Source organism: Bacteroidota bacterium (assembly GCA_016713925.1).
In the GTDB taxonomy this organism is placed as follows: domain Bacteria; phylum Bacteroidota; class Bacteroidia; order AKYH767-A; family OLB10; genus JAJTFW01.
The window spans coordinates 41,888-60,720 of record JADJOH010000008.1; the positions used below are offsets into that span (position 1 = coordinate 41,888).

General features: G+C 38.6%; 19 protein-coding genes. 15 read left to right on the top strand and 4 right to left on the bottom strand.

Features of this window, described 5'->3' with window-relative positions; genetic code table 11:
* Window positions 1-38 precede the first annotated feature (38 nt).
* Both IPJ86_14620 and IPJ86_14625 read right to left on the bottom strand, forming a co-directional pair.
* On the bottom strand, window positions 39-1,703 hold the full coding sequence (locus IPJ86_14620; protein MBK7888456.1) for a tail fiber domain-containing protein: 1,665 nt from the start codon (window positions 1,701-1,703) through the stop codon (window positions 39-41).
* A 363-nt stretch (window positions 1,704-2,066) separates the two neighbouring features.
* Window positions 2,067-2,702 (bottom strand): methyltransferase domain-containing protein, encoded by a 636-nt coding sequence (locus IPJ86_14625; GenBank protein ID MBK7888457.1) that lies wholly within the window; start codon window positions 2,700-2,702, stop codon window positions 2,067-2,069.
* A 556-nt stretch (window positions 2,703-3,258) separates the two neighbouring features.
* Between IPJ86_14625 and IPJ86_14630 the strand changes: the two genes are divergently transcribed.
* From IPJ86_14630 to IPJ86_14700, 15 genes are all read left to right on the top strand, one after another.
* Window positions 3,259-3,927, top strand: coding sequence for a hypothetical protein (locus tag IPJ86_14630; GenBank protein MBK7888458.1), 669 nt, complete (start codon window positions 3,259-3,261; stop codon window positions 3,925-3,927).
* 88 nt (window positions 3,928-4,015) lie between these two features.
* Entirely contained in the window at window positions 4,016-4,432 is a 417-nt protein-coding gene (locus IPJ86_14635; protein ID MBK7888459.1) for an SRPBCC domain-containing protein, read from the top strand.
* Window positions 4,433-4,517: 85 nt separating this feature from the next.
* A complete protein-coding gene (gene focA, locus IPJ86_14640) occupies window positions 4,518-5,369 on the top strand; it encodes a formate transporter FocA (protein MBK7888460.1) in 852 nt (283 codons plus the stop codon).
* Between the two features lie 151 nt (window positions 5,370-5,520).
* Window positions 5,521-6,240, top strand: coding sequence for a tetratricopeptide repeat protein (locus IPJ86_14645; GenBank protein ID MBK7888461.1), 720 nt, complete (start codon window positions 5,521-5,523; stop codon window positions 6,238-6,240).
* A gap of 68 nt (window positions 6,241-6,308) precedes the next feature.
* Window positions 6,309-7,853 carry a hypothetical protein gene (locus tag IPJ86_14650; GenBank protein ID MBK7888462.1) on the top strand — a complete coding sequence of 515 codons (1,545 nt, stop codon included), beginning with the start codon at window positions 6,309-6,311 and terminating at the stop codon, window positions 7,851-7,853.
* Window positions 7,854-7,972: 119 nt separating this feature from the next.
* Window positions 7,973-8,626, top strand: coding sequence for a response regulator transcription factor (locus IPJ86_14655; GenBank protein ID MBK7888463.1), 654 nt, complete (start codon window positions 7,973-7,975; stop codon window positions 8,624-8,626).
* A 188-nt stretch (window positions 8,627-8,814) separates the two neighbouring features.
* Entirely contained in the window at window positions 8,815-10,380 is a 1,566-nt protein-coding gene (locus IPJ86_14660; protein MBK7888464.1) for a hypothetical protein, read from the top strand.
* Window positions 10,381-10,854: 474 nt separating this feature from the next.
* Window positions 10,855-12,081, top strand: coding sequence for a hypothetical protein (locus IPJ86_14665; GenBank protein MBK7888465.1), 1,227 nt, complete (start codon window positions 10,855-10,857; stop codon window positions 12,079-12,081).
* Between the two features lie 297 nt (window positions 12,082-12,378).
* A complete protein-coding gene (locus IPJ86_14670) occupies window positions 12,379-12,948 on the top strand; it encodes a helix-turn-helix transcriptional regulator (protein ID MBK7888466.1) in 570 nt (189 codons plus the stop codon).
* An 85-nt stretch (window positions 12,949-13,033) separates the two neighbouring features.
* Complete coding sequence (locus IPJ86_14675; protein ID MBK7888467.1) at window positions 13,034-13,357, top strand: hypothetical protein; 324 nt, start codon at window positions 13,034-13,036, stop codon at window positions 13,355-13,357.
* 66 nt (window positions 13,358-13,423) lie between these two features.
* Window positions 13,424-13,579 carry a lmo0937 family membrane protein gene (locus IPJ86_14680; protein ID MBK7888468.1) on the top strand — a complete coding sequence of 52 codons (156 nt, stop codon included), beginning with the start codon at window positions 13,424-13,426 and terminating at the stop codon, window positions 13,577-13,579.
* A 111-nt stretch (window positions 13,580-13,690) separates the two neighbouring features.
* Window positions 13,691-13,969, top strand: a complete 279-nt coding sequence (locus IPJ86_14685) for a YtxH domain-containing protein (GenBank protein ID MBK7888469.1) — start codon at window positions 13,691-13,693, stop codon at window positions 13,967-13,969.
* A 51-nt stretch (window positions 13,970-14,020) separates the two neighbouring features.
* Complete coding sequence (locus IPJ86_14690; GenBank protein MBK7888470.1) at window positions 14,021-14,362, top strand: hypothetical protein; 342 nt, start codon at window positions 14,021-14,023, stop codon at window positions 14,360-14,362.
* 5 nt (window positions 14,363-14,367) lie between these two features.
* Window positions 14,368-14,796, top strand: coding sequence for a hypothetical protein (locus IPJ86_14695; protein MBK7888471.1), 429 nt, complete (start codon window positions 14,368-14,370; stop codon window positions 14,794-14,796).
* A gap of 166 nt (window positions 14,797-14,962) precedes the next feature.
* On the top strand, window positions 14,963-15,724 hold the full coding sequence (locus IPJ86_14700; protein MBK7888472.1) for an SDR family oxidoreductase: 762 nt from the start codon (window positions 14,963-14,965) through the stop codon (window positions 15,722-15,724).
* 52 nt (window positions 15,725-15,776) lie between these two features.
* On the opposite strand, the gene IPJ86_14705 is transcribed toward IPJ86_14700, so the two are convergent.
* Both IPJ86_14705 and IPJ86_14710 read right to left on the bottom strand, forming a co-directional pair.
* Window positions 15,777-17,555 (bottom strand): hypothetical protein, encoded by a 1,779-nt coding sequence (locus IPJ86_14705; protein MBK7888473.1) that lies wholly within the window; start codon window positions 17,553-17,555, stop codon window positions 15,777-15,779.
* Between the two features lie 96 nt (window positions 17,556-17,651).
* Window positions 17,652-18,530 carry an alpha/beta hydrolase gene (locus IPJ86_14710; protein MBK7888474.1) on the bottom strand — a complete coding sequence of 293 codons (879 nt, stop codon included), beginning with the start codon at window positions 18,528-18,530 and terminating at the stop codon, window positions 17,652-17,654.
* Between the last annotated feature and the right edge of the window lie 303 nt (window positions 18,531-18,833).

Genomic DNA, 18,833 nt, shown 5'->3' on the forward strand with positions numbered 1-18,833 from the left:
TGACTTCAGAGGTAATAAAAAATTTAATGGAAGAAGAATTATTGTATAATCAACTTTTCAGTTTGGATCAATTCATTTTGAAGGAGCAATTGAACAAGATAGGTGCCTTTATTTAAAGAAGCAGTATTCATATCATAAACAGAATTGCCATTTGCTGAGATAGAGTGAACTGTTTTACCGGCCACATCTATCACATGAATCGTATACGCTTGCTTTTTATCGGTGTCCCCCATCGTAATTTTTACAATACTACTTGCAGGATTTGGTGATAGACTGAATAAAGGAGCCTGGTTGATACCCGTTGAGCCTTGCATTTTCATCTGATTTTCGCAAACCGTCTGGAGACATTCCTGCATTTGCTTTAATGTGGCTCTTAATTCGGCATTTTCTTTTTCCAGTTTTGACAACCGATCGGTTGTTTGTGCATTCGCTGCAGAAAGTTCCTGTACCGCTTTTACCAGAGGAACTGTAAATTCAGCATAACGTAAGCCATACAAGCTGCCATCATTCTGTGGCTTATCTACTCCGCTGAAGTCATAGCCGCTTTCCTGTGCCGCACGTTCTACGTCCTGAGCAATGAATCCGGAGTAAAGTACTTTTTCTTTTTCAGTAATGCCTTTCTCCACTCTTTCCTTATGGGCAGCATCAGTCGCAGCAGATCCTTCGCTTCCGTTTTTATCTTCATTTAAAAATGAACGCAGACCTCTGACATCTAAATGATAAGTTACCGGTTTCAGCTTATTGATGAAATCCAGGCCGGGAACATTCTCTTTTACTTCTTTTTTATAACGTCCGTCACTTACATTGGTGTAGTTAACAAAACCACCTATTGAACCAACAGATGAATTTCCAAGTCGCACTTGTGCATTTCCGGTTGTACGGGAGAAAGCACCAATTGCGGTGGCATTGATATAAGAAGTCGTACCGGTTTGGTTAGCATCATATCCAAAGAAAGAACATTCGGAACTGAAAGTTACGAAATCACCGGATTCTGCGCCTACTGCAGTATTAAAGCTGCTCTTATTCGCGAAAAGAGAAGAGGTCCCGACAGCAGTACAAAAGTTAGCAAATTCATTGGAATACGCTGCATTATATCCTACTGATACATTATCATTTCCTGTATTACTTCTATAGGAACTGTATGACCCCACACTGGCATTTCTTGCACCGGTAGTATTGAAACGCAAAGATTTTGTTCCAATGGATGTATTGTAATAAGCTTGATTACCGATAGAACCCACACCGGTTAAAAATTGAGATGAATCTCCAATGGCAATATTTTCTATGCGATCCACATTACTATATAGAGTTGCACGTCCAAACCCGATATTTCCGGAACTGGTAGGATTTGAGAAACCCGCCGTTGCTCCAATGAAAATATTATTGCTCAGCCCCGATATGGCATTACTGGAAACAGCCTTCCAGGTAGTTCCATTGTAATAATAGAATCCTTTTACCCCATTGGTTTGGTAAATCAATAAGCCGCTCGCGGGGGATACAATGGCGTTTCTTTGTGCTTGCGTCATTCTTGGCATAAGGAAACCCTTATTGGTGGAGTTGATGTCCAGCAGACTGGAGGCATTCGGCGTTGTTGGTCCGTTACCTGGTGCTCCGGAAGCGGGAAAGGTGTTTTGCCCTATCGCTTGTTGAGTGAGTGCAATAAGCATTACTCCCATAATGGCTTTGTTAAATGTGATGTTCATTTTAAATATTATTTTTAGGTTACAAAACAAACCTACAATTATATAAGTTATAAAGCAATACCTTTTTAATCCAGTTTATAAATGGCAGGTTTTCTTTGTAAATGGTCATCTATCTCCATGATTTTAGGAAAATGAAGAGGTGTTATATAAATCTGCTCCTGTTGAAAATGACGAATTGAAAAATGATGGAATTTAAGGGATTGATGGTATATGGTAATGTATTGTTATTGATGTATCAGAAAATTTTCTCTGAAAACACAGAAGCACTAACCTTACAATAGAGAAATAGAATGGAGGGTTTAAAAGTTTAGATATGAGGAGTAGGGTATGCTTACCATATGGTACTCCCGTACTATTAATAATCTATTTCCTGCACTCAATAGCCACCGCATTTTCAAAGCGCTCTGCATTTTCTACATGCTTAAACATCGCATCTTCGCTGTCGTTGAACTTGCAGGCTCTTATTGCTGTAAATCCCGCTTTGCGAAGTTCTTCCGCCAGAGATTTGGTGTCCCACATCCACATATGATGGGCATTGCCTAAAAATGTATTGATGAGCCCTTTCACACCGCGTTGTCGCTCTGTGATGCCCATGAGGGTGTTGTTGATGAACTTCACGCTGGCCTGATTGTCTCCGCTATCCAGATCTTTGATGTACTGTCTGCTGATATGCTCAAGGTCGGGTACTATACATCTAAAGATGCCGCCCTTCTTTAGTATTTTATATGAATTTTTCAGCGCCTCTCTGAAATCCAAAAGTGAAAGGTGTTCTAAAGTATGTGAACAATACAATCCATCGCAGGAGTTGTCCGCTATCGGTAATCCCTTGGTAATATCACCGTATTTTACATTGGAAGGAAATGATGTATTTAACTGGCTCTTTAAAAGGGAACCAATCAACGGAGTTTTTTGCACTCTTAATGTTGGGGATACATCAAAGTTGATCCATTCCTGAGGAGCTGATAATCCACATCCGTATTGTACATAAAGTTTTTCCATAGTCATTGAAGCGTATTAAATATGCAAATCGAAGTTTTTCGTTTAAACCAATTATACAGCAATTCTGATATTTTGTTCAGTTTAAATTACTCTACGAATATATTTAAGTTTTTGTTCTTATTTGTTCACCGGGTGACTGAAGTAACTGTAGGCATACGTTAAAAATTTTTAGAGGTTTCAGTCTACGGTGGAATGCAACAAAGGGCAAGTATATATAAAAGCGGAATAATCGTAGGCAAAGTTGGTCTATAAGTTTAACTATCAAATATATAACACACTGTTTTATGAGAATAGTTTAGCTTTTCGGATGGAAGAATAGCCGGTATTTTCATTCATAAATTCCGACAAGATAGCTACGGGTATGATTTTCTTTTAAATAATATGTACTAACCTGCATTCATTTGGAGGGTTTGTATGAAGAATAATTATCACCGCGATTATTTATTCAACTACATTTACAGGATTATCGTAACATCGAAGTGGATCGTGCTACTATTGCCGGATTTCTTTTTTCGATAAATGCAAACAGAACAGAGTTTAAAAAAGGAGGACGTCTATGTGTTTTTCATCTACGGCCAGCTTCATTGCCGGGTCAGTGCTGGCGGTAGCAGGAGCCGCATCGCTTCGTGTAATACATCACACTGATCAGCGTCCATTGGCAATGATTCCGTTTATTTTTTCTATCCAACAATTTTTAGAAGGTTTTTTATGGATGGCACATACAAATCACTCCTATTCCGATTGGGAGATGCCTTTTACCTATTCTTTTTTGTTTTTTGCACAAGTGATTTGGCCTTTCTGGGTGCCCTTCGCTTTTTATAAAGAAGAGCAAAATAGCAATCATAAGAAAATTTTGAAAGGGTTGCTCTATGCAGGATGTTTATCCTCACTTTATTTGTTGTTTTGCCTGCTTCGTTTTCCCGTTCACTCAAATGTGATTTCAGGTCATATGCAGTATACGCTGTCTTTTCCGGAATACCCATCATTATTTATCCAATTCGTTTATTTTATTGCTACAGTGATGCCGCCTTTTATTGCAAGTAAAAAGAAGAGAAGTGCGATCGGTTCATTATTGTTTATTTCTTTTGCTGTTACCTTCCTGTTCTTCCCTGATTATTTAATTTCAGTATGGTGTTATTTTGCCGCATTGATTAGCATTACTGTTTATTTAGTCTTGCAGGATGAGTTCAAAAATGTATTGTATAAGAAAGTGGTCCCTGAATAATTTATTGGGAGTTTTGGTCAGACATATGCTATCGAGAGTTTTTTAACAGACAATGGTGTGTATGTATTTCTAAATTATATTTGCTTCTATGAAAACAAAAATAACGGTCGATACTCTGGTGAATGCCCCCATGGAAAAAGTTTGGCAGATGTGGACAGCACCGGAGCATATCGTCAACTGGTATCATGCTTCTGATGACTGGCATGCCCCTGCGGCGGAGAATGATCTGAGAACTGACGGTAACTTTAAAACGACTATGGCAGCCGTGGATGGCTCCGTGAGTTTCGATTTTGAAGGGCAGTATACAATGGTCGCTCCATTTGAAAAGATCAGCTATATTCTCGGAGATGAAAGAACGGTTGACATCGACTTCCTGAAGCAAGGGGATGCTATCAAAATCACGGAGACGTTTGTAGCAGAAGACATAAATTCCATCGAATTGCAGCGAAGCGGATGGCAGGCGATTCTGGATAATTTCAAGAAGTATGTGGAAGGAAATTCATAAAATGCAAATTGTTTTACCACTATGATCGCGTTTTGAATTGGAGTGATCCCGTGGAGTGAAAATTATATGTAATAGCAATCTGTTGATGGAAAAGGAACTTGATTTATTGTTACCACCCGAGATGGCCCAAAAGGCCGAAGAAGTGGGTGTTGCAAAAGCAGGTATGAGTACAACCAAAACGCTGATGCTAGCTATTCTTGCCGGAGCCTTCATCGCCCTGGGTGCTATGTTTTCTACAGTAGTGACTGCAGGTACAGGTTTGCCTTATGGTGTTGCGAAGTTATTAGGAGGACTGGTCTTTAGTTTGGGTTTGATATTGGTGATTCTGGGGGGTGCGGAATTGTTTACCGGGAATAGTTTGATCATCATGGCCTGGGCGAACAGAAAGGTGAGTTCAAAGCAAGTGTTACGGAATTGGTTGTTGGTGTATTTCGGAAATTTATTTGGTGCATTGTCCATGGTAGTATTGATACTTTTATCCGGTCATTTTTTGGCCGGAGATGGGGCTGTAGGCTTGAATATGCTTAAAATTGCTAAGGCGAAATGCGAGCTTCATTTTATCAATGCGATTGCGCTGGGAATACTTTGTAATATTCTTGTTTGCCTGGCCGTTTGGCTCTGCTTCAGCGCAAAGGATGTGACCGGAAAGATTATGGCGATCTTGTTTCCGGTAACCGCGTTTGTTGCTGCCGGCTTTGAACACAGTATCGCGAATATGTACTTTGTCCCGCTGGGAATACTACTCAAAAATTTTGGCGAGCCGGGCTTTTGGTCACTGGTGAATTCATCGCCGGAATTGTTCGAGTCCCTTACCCTGCACAATTTTCTACTCCACAATCTCCTTCCGGTTACCATTGGGAATATTATCGGCGGCGCAGGACTGGTGGGTGGGGTGTACTGGTTTGTGTTTTTGAAGAAGGAGGATGGAGAGGGGTAACCGTATTGAAGGTGAAAGCATTTAAAAATTTTATGGCGGATTGACTTTCCGGAGGGGTTTATCCCTTCTTATTTGAATTTTGAAGGTAGACCTGATAATTAGTATATTTGATTAAAATTGGATGGTAATCGAATTGTTTGAATAAGTCAGGATGAAATACAAGAAATCAGCAGTTCCCGGTATTTTATTCTTATATCAATTAATTGGCGGCAAAATGAAGGGTATGAATAGAAATCTTGTGAAAAAGAGAAGTTTCAAAGAGCCATTTATTTTTATCATTATTTTTATTTTTAGTTCAAAAAGTATTTTAGCGCAGTCCACATCAAAAGTCGACTCCTTAAAATACGAACTATCTTTTTTACAAGATGATTCCATAAAGGTAAATAAGTATAATAGTCTTGGGCAACTATTTTATAAAATTAATGACTATAGTGAATCAAAGAAGACTGCTCAACAATCCCTCGTACTTTCCAAAAAACTGAATTATCAAAGAGGAATGGCAACGGCGTATGATATTCTTGGCCAGGCAGAAGAAAAGCTTGGCAACTACCCTGAATCTGAACAAAGCTATATGGCCGCAATAGAGATTAAGAAAGGGCTGGATAATAAATTATTATTAGCCTCTACTTATAATAATCTCGGTAATTTGTATAATCTTCAGGGAGAGTATTCGGAGGCACTAAAGTATCATTATAAAGCACTCAATATAAAAATGGAATTAAACGATTCCACTACTTTACCTGCTTCCTATAACAACATTGGATTGATTAGCACAGATCTCAATTATTTTGATGATGCCATTGAAAATTATAAAAAATCAATTAGTATTTGCAACCTCACAGGGAATAAAGAAGTAAGGCCGTTGCACTAAATAATTTAGGAAGTGTTTATAGAAATATTGGAAAATATGACATCGCGCTGGAGTGTTTCAAGAAAGCAGTGCAAATTAATCTGGAGATCGGGAATGAGGATTTTCTTGCCAGAAATTATGATAATATGGGAATGACGTATCTAACCATTGCCGATTCATTGTTGAATGAGAATAAGGATGCAGAAGCAAATCAGTATTTTAAAGATGCAAAATCAATTCTAATTTCCGCCATTGGATTACAAGAGAAAAAGGGGGCCAAAACAAGTTTGGCAAAAGCAAGTACCACTATGGGACGGGTGTGTACGAAATTGAAGGAATATGCAGATGCTGAAACTTATTTAACTAACAGTATAGCAACTTTAATAGAGGTGGGTGTTCCCAAGTATTTGAAAGATGCTTACATGTATTTGGCAGAGCTGTACTTCAAGATGGCTTCTGAAAGAGGTATTTCAGATTCAATAAGGGTAGTGCACATGGAGAAAGGCCTTGCTAACTTAAAATTGCAACATCTTTTAAAGGACTCATTGTCAAATGCAATTAAAGCTAAAGAAATCGATCAGTTAAAAGTGAAATATGAGACGGGAAAGAAGAACGATGAAATTGTTTTGTTGAGCAGGGAGCGAAGCCTTCAACAACTCCAAATGAAAGAGCAACTATCTGCATTGCTGGTGGCTAAACTTCGGGAGGAACGAAATGAGAAGGAATTGGAATTATTGTCTAAGTCAAATGCAATCGGCGAATTACAGTTAGCCGGCTCACGTCACGATCTGGAAGCGGAAATGCTTAAAGCCAAAGCAAAATCGGATGAGTTGGAACTTGCTAAAAAAACGCAGGAATTAAAGGATAGAAATCATGCAGAGGAGAAAAAAATGCGGGATGTAACTATTGCAGGATCGTTTGCATTACTGTTGGTAGGTGCATTAATGTTTAATCGGTTTAAATTGAGAAAACAACTGGAACATCAACAAACATTAATCAATCAACGTAAAAACATCAGTGCCGATTTACACGATGATGTGGGCAGTACCCTTAGCAGTATTAGTATCTATAGCGAAGCCATTAAAAATAAATTGATCCACAATGAACCTGAACGTGTAATGGAATTGGTTCATAAAATCGGTGATAATGCCAGGGAAACCATCACGAACCTGAGCGATATTGTCTGGAGTATCAATCCTGCAAACGACCGGGGAGAAGTGGTATTTAGCCGAATGGAGTCATTTGCCTCTTTTCTTTTATCCTCTAAAAACATTCAATTGAACTTCACCTGTGATGACACGTTAAGAGAAATGGATTTCAACATGGAAACGCGTCAGCACCTCTTCCTCATTTTTAAAGAAGCCATTAACAATGCGGCGAAGTATTCGAATGCAAATCAAGTGAACGTTTCGGTGAATTTGATGAATGGAAAAATAAAGATGAGTATTGCCGATAACGGCGTCGGATTTTCGGTTCCCGGGATGAGTGAAAATGGAAAAAGTAACGGTTCAATACACAACGGAGGAAATGGTTTAAATAATATTAGGTTACGTACTGACCAACTCAAGGGAAAGCTCGACATCCGGAGTTCCAAGGAAGGCACTACCCTCGAATTTGTCCTGCCCTTGACTTAATTCTACATTCCGGTACTTATCCTCCTCCCCGAATTAGGGGATGTAACCAATAGTTGAACGGTGTAGTTTTGTATTGAATTAATAATGGAATAAGGGTATTTCCCCAAAAACACATAACTATGGCTATCCGCGTCTCTATATTTGATGATAATAAGAAATTACTGGATTCTCTGTCCGTTTTGATTGATGGAAGCCCCGGCTTTCAGATTGGGGGTACTTTTCTGGACTGCACCGATCTTGAAAGTAAAATTGAGAAAAGCCAACCCGATGTTATTCTCATGGATATTGAGATGCCGGGAATCAATGGAATCGAAGCCGTAAAAATAGTGAAACAGCTTTTTCCACGAATAAATGTGCTGATGCAAACAGCATTTGAAAGCGATGAAAATGTTTTTGAAGCCATCTGCGCCGGAGCTTCCGGATATATCTTAAAAAATACCCCACCGGCAAGAATTCTGGAGTTTATTGTGGATGTTTACCAGGGAGGAAGTCCGATGAGTCCCAGCGTCGCCCGACGCGTATTAGGGTTTTTACAGAAAGAGAAGGATGTTGAAAAAAAGGCTGCTGTTGCGATCGATTATAATCTTACAGCCCGGGAGAAGGAAGTTCTGGGATGTCTGGTGAATGGAATGAGTTATAAAATGATCGCCGATAACTGCAATATTACCTATGAAACAGTGCGTTCGCATATGAAGAATATCTATGAAAAATTGCATGTGGCCAGCATGACTGAAGCGGTGGCCATAGCGATTAATCAGAAACTTGTTCCCTAGAATAAATCCGGTTTTCTGTAAGAACTTGACCGTGAATCATTCGTTTTACTTGAAATTATTTTCCTCGTTTTATAGATAGGATTAAGTTTTTCATCTGTTCTTTTGATAAATAGTTTTTGCTTCTCCCCGAATTTGGGTAGATCGTCCATTATTCACCGTAATACATTTGCAGCATCTCAAATAAGAAAATGAAATACCTTCTTCAAATTGTCGTCTTCGCATTATTTGTGAATGGACAAGTCTCAGCAGCTATCGAGGAAATTATCATCGATGAAGTAAATGGTAACACGAATTATCCCCGGCCGCTTTATGGAGCTACCGGTGATGTTACCTTTAAGGCTACGAATGGCAACTGGAACAATAACAATTTTGGCAATAAATTACCGGTGCAGGCCGGCAATAATTATAAGATCATTGTGATAGGTGACTGGATGGATACCTGGGATAGAATGGAACTGAAGCAATCCGATGGTGTCACGGATGCTAAAAATGTTTCTATTTCCAATAAGGTCAAAAGCGTGGTTGGAGGAAAAGGCCGGACAACTTTTACCCTCACTTTAGACAATCAATTTAAGGAGGGAAATACGTTCGTGATTCGTTTCCGATATCTGGTAGAGGTAAATTCCGGATTTATGTCAGGGGAGAACATAGCATTTGAAGCAGTGGCAAAACCGGTCATTACGAATGTATCTATTGATCCTCAGCCTGTGCGCGAAGGGTCGACACTCTATCTGAGAAAAAATGTAACCTATACACTCACTTTTACAGTTGCTAATATTCAAGGATGCATGATTTATTATACCGGAGGGGATTTTATAAGTACACTAACCGGTGGTGGAATAATGAAAATGAAATATTTAACAAGTAACTCGTTTGCTAACCCTTTTATTTCTGCTTGCAATGGTTTCTTTTTATCGCCGGGTAACACATTCAAAATGCAGATAAAGGCCTACGAAAATGACTCGCGCAATGAATGTAATTTACTGGATCTGCACAATCTGTTGTTTAAGTTTATTGATGGAAATGTGGATGAACCATTCAGAAAATTTCAAAGTCTTCATGTGTCTGCCAAAATTGGTAATTTGAGTAATGTTGCCCCGAACACAAATTTAAGTTCTGTCTTTGCGGGTGAGAAGTTGCCGGATATTGTTCCTGCAAAACTTGAAAATGTTACAAGAGGAACCACCTTTAAATTTGAAAATGTTACCGTAACCGATGCGCTTGGAAATATTTATAAGGCATTGGCTGTGGATCAAAATAATACCAATGACCTGGGCCACCAGCTCACGAACCTTAATTTAGGTTCTAACTCATCTCGCCTGGTAACAAAAAGTATGGGTAGTGATCCAACATTAGGCCAAATTGAATTGATGGAAATTTCAATGGGAACGTATGTGTTGCCGATAGCAAATATTGGAACTGCCGATGCTAAGATTCCTTTCACCAATCGATTTACTGGAAATATGGTGACTGGAAGTATTAAATTACCCACAAAGGAAGACCTAAAACAAAAAATAGCTTTTCCTTTCACCTCAACCTTTGATTATGTCCTGCCCAGCCTGGCTACAGGTATAACCAATAATTGTGTGGTGAACAAAGCGAACATTCAGGTTTTCACTTTTTCAAATCGTCCCTTTAAATTTTATTGCGACAATCGTTGGCCTGTTGAATCACAGGTGGAGTTGAATGTGGACTTTTATAATACTATTGATGAACTGGAAGATGGAATTAATTTTAATTATAGAAAATATTGAATACTGAAGTTCCGGATTGACCGAGACTACTTACAAATTTTTAATCAGGGCATGCTTACATAAGGGTATGCCTTTCTTTTTGTCCCCCAAGCAGGGTATAGCCCTGACCGAATTAAAGGATGGTGTGTCGAAAAATAAAGAAACGTTCAATCCGCCAAAATAATGGTATAGTCGCTGTCTAATGGAGTGCCCTACCGAAAAGAATCTCCCAAAAGTTTAAATTAAGGAGAAGTACGGAATAAGCAATAATGGGCAATAACAGGAGCATCATGAAATGCAAAATAAAGCACTCCTGAAGGGGAATGAAGAGGAAAAGAGCCGTAACAGCATTGTACGGCTCTTTTTCAATTTGATATAGAATGTATGATAATTATCAATAAATACGATAATATTTTTATTTAAATTTACATATGCGAAATGCCTCGTATTAAACTATTGAAGGCTTTTCTACTCCTAAAGCTATAAATTCCCTCCATGACTACACGAAATATTAAATTCATTGTATTACTGTTCATTGCTTTTTTTTCGGCTTTTTCAGGCAATGCTCAAACAGATGATGCTACTGAAAAACTCAATCTCCCCGGTGATAATCTGAATCTCGCCGCTGTATTGGACGTCTTTCAACGTTCACCTACTTTGGAAGATTTTGAGGCTGTACTTAATGCGGACACCAGTAAAATTAATAATCTCGATCTGAATAACGATAATCAGATCGACTACATTAAAGTATTGGATAAGCAGGAAGGTACTTTACATTCGATCATTTTACAGGTGGATATCAATGAAACGGAGTCGCAGGATGTGGCAGTGATATTTGTAGAGAAGAAAGGTGAGGATGTGCAGATTCAGCTTGTAGGCGATGAAGATCTCTATGGCAAGGATTATATCCTGGAGCCCGCCGCAGATCAACGCAGCAGGGCTACAGGCAATCCGGGATACACGGGAGACGGCACTACTATCAATACTACCAATAATTACTATTACAATACTGAGAATTATGGTTACGCAAGTCGTCCTGACTATTGTCCTCCGCCCTCTTCATGGGTAATAATTGGTTTTATCTACGGTCCCGTGTATGTGCAATGGAATTCTCCATGGCATTGGGGCTATTATCCCGGATATTGGAGGCCATGGCGCCCCTATTATTGGGATGTCTATTATGGTCACTGGTATTATCATCATCATTGGCATGGCTGGTGGTATTGGCGTGCCCCTCATCATCATTTTGATCGTTACTACGCAGGTTACAGGACCAGCAGAAGGCATTCGGGTGTGGTGATGAATTACAAATCTCAGGGCGTTTACCGGAAAACGTATGAGAATCCAAAGCCTTCACCAAGACCTGACAGCAAGCCGAATTTTCCAAGTCATGCCATTGCTGTTGATAAGAATCCGGCTATCGTGAAGCCCACAGGTATCGCGAAGCCCGGGGTTGCTCCAGCGAAAGAGGATAGGCAAAAGCCAACCGTGAAACCTGCACCACCTGCAAAAGGAACCGTGAAGCCGTCTACGCCGTCAAAAGTACAACCGGGAGTGAAGCCGGCTACTCCATCAAAAGTACAACCGGATAATAAATCAAAGACACCCGTAAAAGTGCAGCCAAAAGTTGTTCCTGTGAAACCTTCAAAGAAGCCTTCCGGTACCGGAACCGTTGCTCCTCCTAAATCTACAACTCCTCCAAATGAAAGGGAGAAGAAGTAGAATAGAGAGGATCATGAGGTTATAATTCTCTTGATTATTTACGGCAAAACTAAATTAAGTCCTGTTTGAGCATTTTTCTCATGATATATCGGGATTTATTACATTTATTCTTAAAAGCTGTCGATATTCTTTAAAACTTAGATATTTTTTGTCTATCTTTAGAACATATTGCAAATTTGTGATAGGTTTGTTCCTGTACATTAGTTCTTATATGAACAGTTGTCCATCTTGTTTATTGCTGAAAAATGGAATGAACGCTCAAATAAGATAAGTGTAACGAATATCTAAAAAGAAAACTTGAAGTTATATATTAAATACATGGTGAGTATCCGTTGCAAGATGATTGTAAAGGACGAGCTACAGAAACTTGGTTTCCGTAATGTGAATGTTAAATTGGGAGAAGCCGATATTTTAGAAGATGTTTCACATGAAAAGCTGGAGCAAATCAAAATTGCCTTGCATAGATCAGGCCTTGAACTGATGGAAGATAAGAAGGCGATGTTGATTGAAAAAATCAAGAATGTAATCGTGGAGATGGTCCATTATTCCGATGAATTCCCCAAAGTTAATTTTTCAGATTATCTGAGCGAAAAATTAGGATATGACTATACCTATCTTGCTAATCTGTTCTCAGAAACGGAGGGTGTTACCATCGAGCAATATATCATGAATCATAAGATTGAGCGGGTGAAAGAATTGATCATTTACGATGAATTGAATCTGACAGAAATCGCTTTTAAACTTCATTATAGCAGTGTGGCTCACCTTTCTAATCAATTTAAAAAAATTACCGGATTAACACCTTCTTTTTTCAAAGCTTTAAAAAACAAGAAGCGTACTGCTAAAGAAAATGTGGGAATATTATAAATTATTTTTACAATTGTGTAATTAAAATTTATTGTTTTCATCCCACCTTTGCATAGTAAAATTGATCTTAATCAGATATCTTATTATGAAAAAGCTTACTACTGGAATTCTATCCGTATTGATGCTCCTATCGAGCACTACGATGCAGTTAACTGCCGGAACAAAAGCAGAAAACGCGCCTGTTACTACTACTAAGAACGTGGAAGCTGCACGTCTCGCTGCATCCGTTGCCAGAGTAAATGAAATCAAGGCAATGGATAAATCAAAGTTGAGTTCCGATGAAAGGAAATCACTGAGAAAGGAATTGAGAGTTATTAAAAAAGATATTAAGGATAACGACAATAAAGGGATTTATCTTTCTGTAGGAGCTATCATTATCATTATTCTTTTGTTGATTTTATTGCTCTAGTTCTTAATTCAAAATATGAATCTTCGTTCAAATTCGGAAATCATTTAAAACTTAAAAATAAAAATCATGGGAAACTTACTTTATATTATTGCAGTATTGCTGGTTATCGGTTGGTTAATTGGTGTGATCGGTTATAGTGCCGGCGGACTTATTCACATTTTATTGGTCATTGCAGCTGTTGTGATTTTGCTGAGAATTATTTCAGGAAAGAAACCTGTTTAATTAAAGAATACCATCTTTAGTTGTAATCATTAGCGATTGATTGTGCCAAAAGAATTTATCGCCTAACGGATACGTTGTAAATAATTTAAATAATTTAAAATAGAAATCAAGATGAAAGCAGGAAAAGTTCTTTTAGGAGTGCTCACAGGAGTGGCAGCCGGAGCATTATTGGGTATTTTATTTGCACCGGACAAAGGTTCAAGAACACGGAGAAAAATTCTCGATAAAGGAGAAGATTTTACGGATGCTTTGAGGGAAGATTATGATGAATTTATTGATAATGTTACCCGTAAGTATGAAAACGTTAAGCACAATGCTGAAGATATGGTTTCCAAAGGGAAGTCAAAATTCAATGAAGTGAAAAAAGACGTTTATAATGCCAATAGCTGATTTGCCGGATGGCAGAAAAGTATTTATTAAAGCTATTGATAAATAATCATCATGAATAACAATGACACTCCTATAGAATTGCTGTTTGAAAGAGCAGAAGACTATACCAAAACGACCCTGGAGCTATTTAAATTAAGGGCCATAAGTAAATCAGCAGATGCGACATCCTACATGGTGGCCGCAGTGGTGATTTCCGTTTTTGTTGTCTTGTTTTCAATAATGCTCAGTTGTGGAGTGGCGATATGGTTGGGTCAACTGATGGGTGATTTGTTCCTGGGATTTTTTATTGTGGCCGGAGTGTATGCCATCATTATTACATTATTATTTCTCTTTCGGAAGCAGTGGATTGGTTTGCCGGTTGCTAATGCTGTTATTAATAGTTTTTTAAAATAAAGATCATGTCAGTTAAAATTGAGAAGGAGGATTTGGATCAGTTGATCAGTTTGGTTGAAGAACGCCAGACTGCTGAATTATTAGCGTTGAGGCAACAATTTCATTTGACCTACGATAGTCTGAAGCCACTTTCCATAATAAAAAGTACGATCGCTGAAGTAGTTTCCTCACCGGATATAAAGGAAAATTTATTGGATAATGTTATTGGATTTGCCAGTGGAATGGTTTCAAAGAAATTATTCATAGGAGGATCACATAATCCCATTAAGAAGGTTCTGGGGATCCTTTTACAACTTGCTGTGTCAAATATGGTAGCAAAAAATCCTGTAACGATCAAAAACGGAACGAAGAGTTTCTTTAAACAGTTGTTTACTAAAAAGTCTGACTCCAATGATGCAATGACAGTGAATACCACTTTGAATGGTGCAGGTTAAGTTTTGTCAGGTTACCGTTGAGGGGAATGGAATTTTGTAGACACGTACTTATCTTTTAGTTGTTATAACGTTAACCTTATAACGCAATAATTTTATTCCGTGATGGATAGTGTATAAACTATTTTAATATTAATTCTTAATTATCATTTAAATTGTTCAAAATATTATGGGTAAGTTAGACGGAAAGACGGTGTTTATAACAGGTGGTTTGTCGGGTATTGGAAAAGCCTGTGCGCTCCATGCTGCAGAGGAAGGAGCTAATGTTGTTATTGCTGATTTGAAGGGCGGAGAAATGGAGTCAACAATGGAAGTTTTGAAAAAAATAAATTCAAAAGCCATTTTTGTGGAATGTGATGTTGCTGTTTTTAAACAAGTCCATGAAGCCGTACAAAAAACAATTTCCATATTTGGAACGCTCGATATAGCTTTGAATAATGCCGGTATTGGGGGCGAAGCAGGTAGAGTAGGGGAGTTGTCGGAAGAAGCCTGGTTAAAAGTAATTGGAGTGAATCTGAATGGTGTTTTTAATTGTATTAAACACGAATTGGAAATAATGGTAAGGCATAAGAAAGGTGTAATCATTAATATGTCTTCCATTTTAGGTAAAGTCGGCTTTGCCGGATCGTCTCATTATACCGCTGCCAAGCACGCCGTCCTCGGACTTACCCAAACTGCAGCGCTAGAGTATGCAACAGAAGGTATTCGAGTCAATGCGATTTGTCCGGGATTTATTGAAACTCCACTTTTGACAAAGGCCGGTATTGATAGTGATGCCACCATTAAACAAATGATCGTGGATAAGCACCCGATGAAACGTTTAGGAAAGTCAGAGGAAATTGCTAAGGGCTTTCTATTTCTGGCTTCTGATGATAGCTCGTTTATGACAGGTACGGCACTGGAAATTGATGGTGGCTATCTGGCTGTTTAATTAGCACTGCTATTCCATATAAGTTCAATTAGTACTCCACATTTATTTTTATTTACCGGTATTCCAATGCCTCAGGTTTCCCAAGTTCAAAAACCCGAAAATCGAAATCGGTTGTTTTTAGTGAATTGAACTGGATTGAATTTTGTTCATTGTTGTTGATAAATGTGTAGAAGGAAATGGATAATTGAAATGTATTCAAAACTAAGTTTTCATTTTTGATTAGCATTCCAACCCCTAGTTGTGAATATACTTTACTGCGCGCAAAGTCCGTATGCGCATTGCTCAGCATGCCCAGTGATCCAATAAGATAGGGGCCAAAACGGAATCCAAGCACATTCCAGGGCGCATAGGACTGCGATTGAAGCTTGAGCAATATCCGACTTTCTCCCGTCAGTTCAGAGTTCGTGAAGCCATCTAATCCAAAGCCATCATTAATCGAAAGCGCTTCACCCGGATTGCGTTTAATCCCTATAGTGATCGTCGGTTTTACAAATTGTCGGAAACGCCATTTTCTGATTTCTAATAGTGGAGTAAAGTAAGTGATTCCAGCCGCTAGTAAACCCTGACTGACTTTTGACCGTTGTAGAAATGTACCGAATGCAATTCCTGAACTCAGATACCCCCACTTGTAATAATTCCCATGGGAGATACTGCTTCCTATATAAACATTTCCGGTTTTATTCTTTTCCAGATAGCCGGCAGTAAGGTTTATAGCCCGTCCGACAGGAACATCTTCTCTTAAGCCATAATTAAAAATGTATTTATCCTGAATATATTTTCTGGTAGTAATACCAATGCTTCCCATATAGAAATGCGAGTCAGTAAATTGAAAAAGTGAATCTTCAGCTTCAGGTGGAGGTGAAGTGTAGTTAATATTTAGATAGCGAAGTGATGTGATGAGTAAAGTGCTACGGGCATTTTGAGATCTTCCTCTTAAAATAGGGGTGCCTTTTCCTATCCAATAATCTTGTGTTGTAAATTTATATTGCCGGGAAATAATTAAAGAATCGATGGTTTGAAAAGTATCTTTTCGAAGTTGTTGTGAAAAAGTAATTCCTCCTGCCCATCTGGTAAATGATGAATAGAAAGTACGATCTACAGAAATACTCTTTATAAAATTTTGAAATTCATCGCTACCATATTGCAATGTTGTTCTTATATACGTGTTGTAAATATTAGGATTATGGTATTTTGCATAAAAGTAATGGTGACTGTTTATTTTAGATATGGAATAGGAGCCTTGTATTTCCTGACCCAGGCCAAAAAGGTTGGTTTCTGTTAACCGGTAGTTGGAATAGTTATCAGTAAATGCCAGTTTTGGAATTATTGTCCATTTGTCAATTAAACGAACGATGATATCTACTGAATCTGAATTTGCTGAAGTGAATGAAGTATAAAATCTAACATCAATTACATATCCATTCCTTCGTACTAAACGCTCCGACTCTTTCACCAGTAATGAATCGAACACATCATTTGGTCGGATCAAGAGAAGATGCTGAATGGTAAGTTCCTTAGACCTGGAATGCAGCCTGTTGCCTGCCCTTGTGAGTAGATTTGAATTGGCAATACCGGTATCGGCGATAATGTATCCAAAGGGATCCAAAGACTCGATCAGAATATGCCGGATGATTTTACCCTCAAAGGGAGTAAGTCTGTTTTGGATGATATAAACCGATTCATTTTCCGGTGAATCTACGGGATGAAGCAGGAGTGATGAGGTGGAAGATGAATGGATCGAATTTGAGAATGCAGAGTTATACATAGGAGCATGCGCGGTTTGATCCCGGGTTGGAAAGAATGCATCAGCCGTTATGGCATTCACCGTCATACATACGTGAACTTGAGAAAATAAGCTGGTAAGGAAGAGCATTAAATATCTACATTTCCATGGTTGCATTATTTGAATTTGAACAAGATGAGAAAATTATTTTCGGTCAAGGGACGTTTGGTTTTCATTCGTCACATCAATGGATGGGTTTACATTCAAACTATTAAGAAAATCAAGTAAAAGATGGTTAAATGTATCCGGTTGATCGAGATTCGAAAGATGACCGGCTGTATCAATATAATGTAAAGTGGATAGGCGAATATTGTCTTTGAGATATTCAGCCTTTGCCGATGAGATGATGAGATCATCAGCACCGTTAATGATCATACAGGGGATATTGATTTCCTGCAACGTTGAACAGGTTTCGGTGCGTTCGGCAAGTGCACGTAAAGTTTCTGTAAGTGATGAAGTCGTAGTTGAAATAATAATTTCCTGTTGGCTTGCTACCAGACTTTGGTTTTTATTCATAGTTTCAGGATGAAAGCATTTTTTTATAAACTCACCCGCCCATGTGTTTTTACCGCCGCTGATTATTTTGGAGATGGTCTGGTTCCTGTTTTCAATCGCCTCAGGGGTGTCTGCATTGCATTGCGTATCACATAAAACAACAGCTTCAAACCGATCCGGAAAGCGTTGTATGGCGTTTAATGCAATATATCCACCCATCGACAGCCCGCAAAGGATGACTTTTACAATCCGGAGTTTATCCATAAAGGCAATTAAATCATCAGCAAATAAACCCATGCTTACCGATTCCATTGGCCCTGTAGATCTTCCAAACCCACGGATGTCATAACTGATAACACGGTGTGTAGTCTTTAAAAAATCCATTTGAGGTTGCCAGGATGATTTATCAAAAGGAAAACCATGAATGAAAATCACAGGAACTGTACCGATCCCCATGTCGTTGTAGCAATATACAGAATCATTGATTTCAACGCTTATATCCGTCCCGCTTGTATGTTGTTGTTCCATTTTTATATTTTATTTTATACTAGTTACAATTTAAATATTTTCTTCTACTATATCCGTCTAAATATCCGTTGCTTAGTCTGATTTTTCTGAGCATGTTACTTCCATATTCAACCCCGTTGGGGTTGGGTGATAGGTTATCTGTAACTCCGGGTTGCACCCGGAGTTGAGTACGTTGAACCCCTTTGGGGTTCGTATTCCGATCTACATTTCCTCTTTCAACCAAATTCTCACCTGCTCTACAATCCCCGCGACTTTCACCCCAGTGAAGCGATCCCCTGGTCTCGTCAGAAATAAATCGTCGCA

Bases quoted from the DNA above. Each gene is read 5' to 3' on its own strand.
- IPJ86_14695 (MBK7888471.1), top strand. From the start codon at position 14,368: ATGTCAGTTAAAATTGAGAAGGAGGATTTGGATCAGTTGATCAGTTTG.
- IPJ86_14625 (MBK7888457.1), bottom strand. From the start codon at position 2,702: ATGGAAAAACTTTATGTACAATACGGATGTGGATTATCAGCTCCTCAG.
- IPJ86_14685 (MBK7888469.1), top strand. From the start codon at position 13,691: ATGAAAGCAGGAAAAGTTCTTTTAGGAGTGCTCACAGGAGTGGCAGCC.
- IPJ86_14680 (MBK7888468.1), top strand. From the start codon at position 13,424: ATGGGAAACTTACTTTATATTATTGCAGTATTGCTGGTTATCGGTTGG.
- IPJ86_14620 (MBK7888456.1), bottom strand. From the start codon at position 1,703: ATGAACATCACATTTAACAAAGCCATTATGGGAGTAATGCTTATTGCA.
- IPJ86_14700 (MBK7888472.1), top strand. From the start codon at position 14,963: ATGGGTAAGTTAGACGGAAAGACGGTGTTTATAACAGGTGGTTTGTCG.
- IPJ86_14630 (MBK7888458.1), top strand. From the start codon at position 3,259: ATGTGTTTTTCATCTACGGCCAGCTTCATTGCCGGGTCAGTGCTGGCG.
- IPJ86_14690 (MBK7888470.1), top strand. From the start codon at position 14,021: ATGAATAACAATGACACTCCTATAGAATTGCTGTTTGAAAGAGCAGAA.
- IPJ86_14635 (MBK7888459.1), top strand. From the start codon at position 4,016: ATGAAAACAAAAATAACGGTCGATACTCTGGTGAATGCCCCCATGGAA.
- focA (MBK7888460.1), top strand. From the start codon at position 4,518: ATGGAAAAGGAACTTGATTTATTGTTACCACCCGAGATGGCCCAAAAG.
- IPJ86_14645 (MBK7888461.1), top strand. From the start codon at position 5,521: ATGAAATACAAGAAATCAGCAGTTCCCGGTATTTTATTCTTATATCAA.
- IPJ86_14710 (MBK7888474.1), bottom strand. From the start codon at position 18,530: ATGGAACAACAACATACAAGCGGGACGGATATAAGCGTTGAAATCAAT.
- IPJ86_14675 (MBK7888467.1), top strand. From the start codon at position 13,034: ATGAAAAAGCTTACTACTGGAATTCTATCCGTATTGATGCTCCTATCG.
- IPJ86_14660 (MBK7888464.1), top strand. From the start codon at position 8,815: ATGAAATACCTTCTTCAAATTGTCGTCTTCGCATTATTTGTGAATGGA.
- IPJ86_14705 (MBK7888473.1), bottom strand. From the start codon at position 17,555: ATGACGGTGAATGCCATAACGGCTGATGCATTCTTTCCAACCCGGGAT.
- IPJ86_14665 (MBK7888465.1), top strand. From the start codon at position 10,855: ATGACTACACGAAATATTAAATTCATTGTATTACTGTTCATTGCTTTT.
- IPJ86_14655 (MBK7888463.1), top strand. From the start codon at position 7,973: ATGGCTATCCGCGTCTCTATATTTGATGATAATAAGAAATTACTGGAT.